The sequence below is a fragment of the bacterium genome, from assembly GCA_040755795.1.
Lineage (GTDB): Bacteria > UBA9089 > CG2-30-40-21 > CG2-30-40-21 > SBAY01 > JBFLXS01.
The window spans coordinates 1-2,634 of the sequence record JBFLXS010000496.1 but is presented as its reverse complement, the minus strand read 5'-3'; the positions used below and the strand labels follow the sequence as shown (position 1 = coordinate 2,634).

The 2,634-nt window shown below is 40.6% G+C and carries 3 protein-coding genes; all 3 read left to right on the top strand.

The features are described 5' to 3' along the window. The first annotated feature begins 252 nt into the window (after positions 1-252). Entirely contained in the window at positions 253-738 is a 486-nt protein-coding gene (locus AB1414_18865; protein MEW6609475.1) for a DEAD/DEAH box helicase family protein, read from the top strand. Positions 739-791: 53 nt separating this feature from the next. Further along, on the top strand, positions 792-1,274 hold the full coding sequence (locus tag AB1414_18860) for a hypothetical protein (GenBank protein MEW6609474.1): 483 nt from the start codon (positions 792-794) through the stop codon (positions 1,272-1,274). 92 nt (positions 1,275-1,366) lie between these two features. Then, complete coding sequence (locus tag AB1414_18855; protein MEW6609473.1) at positions 1,367-2,239, top strand: ATP-binding protein; 873 nt, start codon at positions 1,367-1,369, stop codon at positions 2,237-2,239. Positions 2,240-2,634: the final 395 nt, after the last annotated feature.

Sequence of the window (2,634 nt, the reverse complement as noted above, 5' to 3'; positions counted from 1 at the left end):
ATTTAACCAATTACCAGTTACCAATTATCCGTTTGCAGGTTACGAAACCTGATGATGCCCCGTGCAAAACTTACTCAGCACGACACCAGGATTGATGTCCGAAGGGTGGAGCAAGAAAAAGTTTGAGCCATTTCTCCAATTCTCCCTTTTCCCCATTTCTCCTTGTTTACACTTCTAATGTATAGCCCTGAACGGTTACGACCATTTTGAGTTTTTTAAAGAACGGAAGTTAAAATTTATTAAGGAACAATAATGGAACTAAAAGAATATCAAAAAAAGACATTAGAACAGATTAAGCATTATCTTGACTCCCTTGCCGAATTTAAGGCAAAGAATGATAGACTAATAAAGGAAGACCCCGAACTGTCAATTAACTTTCCACTTAAAGCCTGGGAAAAGGTTGTTGAAACAGCCTATCATTCCAGGAAGAATGGCCTGGGTAAGGAATTGCCAAATTTCTACCTTAAGATTCCAACAGGTGGTGGCAAGACAATACTTGCCTGTCATACCATTGACTTAATAAATAGGACTTATCTAAAGAAACAAACAGGGATTGTCTTATGGATTGTGCCAACCACACAAATTTATAGGCAAACACTTGCCAGCTTAAAAAATCGTGAACATCCATATCGTCAGGTTTTGGATATTTCAAGTGCTGGCAGAACGATTATCTTAGAAAAAACAGATATACTGCAAGGGAAAAAGATAGACTATCAGAGCAAGTATTTAGAAAGCTGATTGAGCAAAAAGTCCTTTGGGTTTTTTTACTTTCTGATAGGGGGGGATACAAATTGCCAGGGAGGATAAGTGTAAAGCAGAGTTCTAAATTACTGGTAAGGCATGATAACACCCCAATACAGTTAAGTCTATTTGATTCTGTGCCAGAGGAGGAGTTTAACGAGTTAGAAAAGTCCGTGGCTCTTTACCTCGATGAGCAGGAAAAACTCCTGTGGTGGTATAGAAATTTATCAAGGCAAGATTATTATGTTCAGGGCTGGAAGAAACACAGAATTTATCCCGATTTTATTCTTGCTGATACCGATGACAAAAAACAGGATGATTACAATAAAATATATGTAGTTGAGGCAAAGGGTATACATCTAAAAAATGAAGATACTGATTATAAGAAGAATGTCTTTGATTTCTGTAATAGATTGGGGCAACAGAGAGATTGGAGGGAATTGAATTTAGACTTTGCCCAAAAGAAGTTTGAATTTCAGGTAATTTTTGAAGATGAGTGGCAGGCAAGAATCAATAAAATATTCAGTATCTAATGTGTAGTGAGAATAGATCGGCAGAGCGTATAACAGCAGTTTGTGAGCAGGCATTGTCAAGGGATATTTTAGGTTTGAAAGGTGGAATAAAGTTGAAAGAGATAGTTGTTATCAGCGGTAAAGGAGGCACAGGTAAAACTATTATTACCGGCTCTTTTGCTGCATTAGCTAAAAATAAGGTTATGGCAGACTGCGATGTAGATGCGGCAGACCTGCATCTTCTGCTTCAGCCTCAGGTCAAAGAGACTCACCAGTTTAGAAGTGGTAAGACTGCTAAAGTGGATATGCGAGCCTGTAATAAGTGTGGTAAGTGCATAGTTGTTTGTCGGTTTGAGGCAATATCACCTGGTTTTAAGATTGATCCTATCTCCTGTGAGGGTTGTGGAGTTTGCAGCCATATCTGTGAACAAAAGGCCATCAAAATGGAAGAAAACCTGGCTGGTGATTGGTTTATATCTGAAACCCAATATGGCCCAATGGCCCATGCAAAGCTGGGTATTGCCGAGGAAAACTCTGGTAAACTGGTTACCCTGGTAAGGAATCAAGCTAAATTACTGGCTGAAGAGCGGGGGTATAACCTGGTCATTATTGACGGCCCGCCTGGTATTGGTTGCCCGGTAATTGCGGCTATTACCGCGGCATCGGCGGTGCTGGTGGTAACTGAGCCCACCCTGTCCGGACTCCATGATTTAGACCGGGTGGCTAAATTAGCCGGCCATTTTGGCATCCCAACCCTGGTCTGTATCAACAAATACGATCTGAATACCGAGATGGCAGAGAGAATTACCCAATATTGCCAGCAGAACGGATATAGTCTGGTGGGCAAAATCCGATTTGACCCGATGGTGGTAGAATCACTGATTAATAAAAAACCTGTGGTCGAGTATAGCCACGGAGAAGTTTCTGATACCATTAAAAAGATCTGGAAGCAATGCTATGGAGAGCTTAAAATGGAAGGTAATTAAATGCCTTAGGGGCTGTAATTGACCCTGAAACTGGCAAACAGGAGGCTAAAAGACTTGCAGAGTTAGCCTTAGAAGTAAGCCCTGATGAAGTTCAGATAGATACACCTCTTAGGCCTTGTAAGGTTAATCCCTTATCAAGGGAAGAACTAACTGTTATCAAGAGTTTCTTTGTCGGTCTTAAATCCGTCTCTGTTTATGAGACCAAAAAGAAGAAGGTTAAATCTTTCAGTGAGGAAGATACCTTGAGGCGAAGAGGTAAAGTGTGAAGAGTTATGCTGTAAAAAGAGAAAAGATTATGGAACAAGGAATTGTTACTTCAATAAAAGGGAATAAAGCCATTCTTCGGACTGAACTGGAGGTGCATACTGAATTCTGCCCGGAGGAAGTTGAGCGGT

What these genes read in the sequence shown, in the direction of transcription:
- AB1414_18865 (MEW6609475.1), top strand. Translation starts at nt 253, where the DNA reads ATGGAACTAAAAGAATATCAAAAAAAGACATTAGAACAGATTAAGCAT.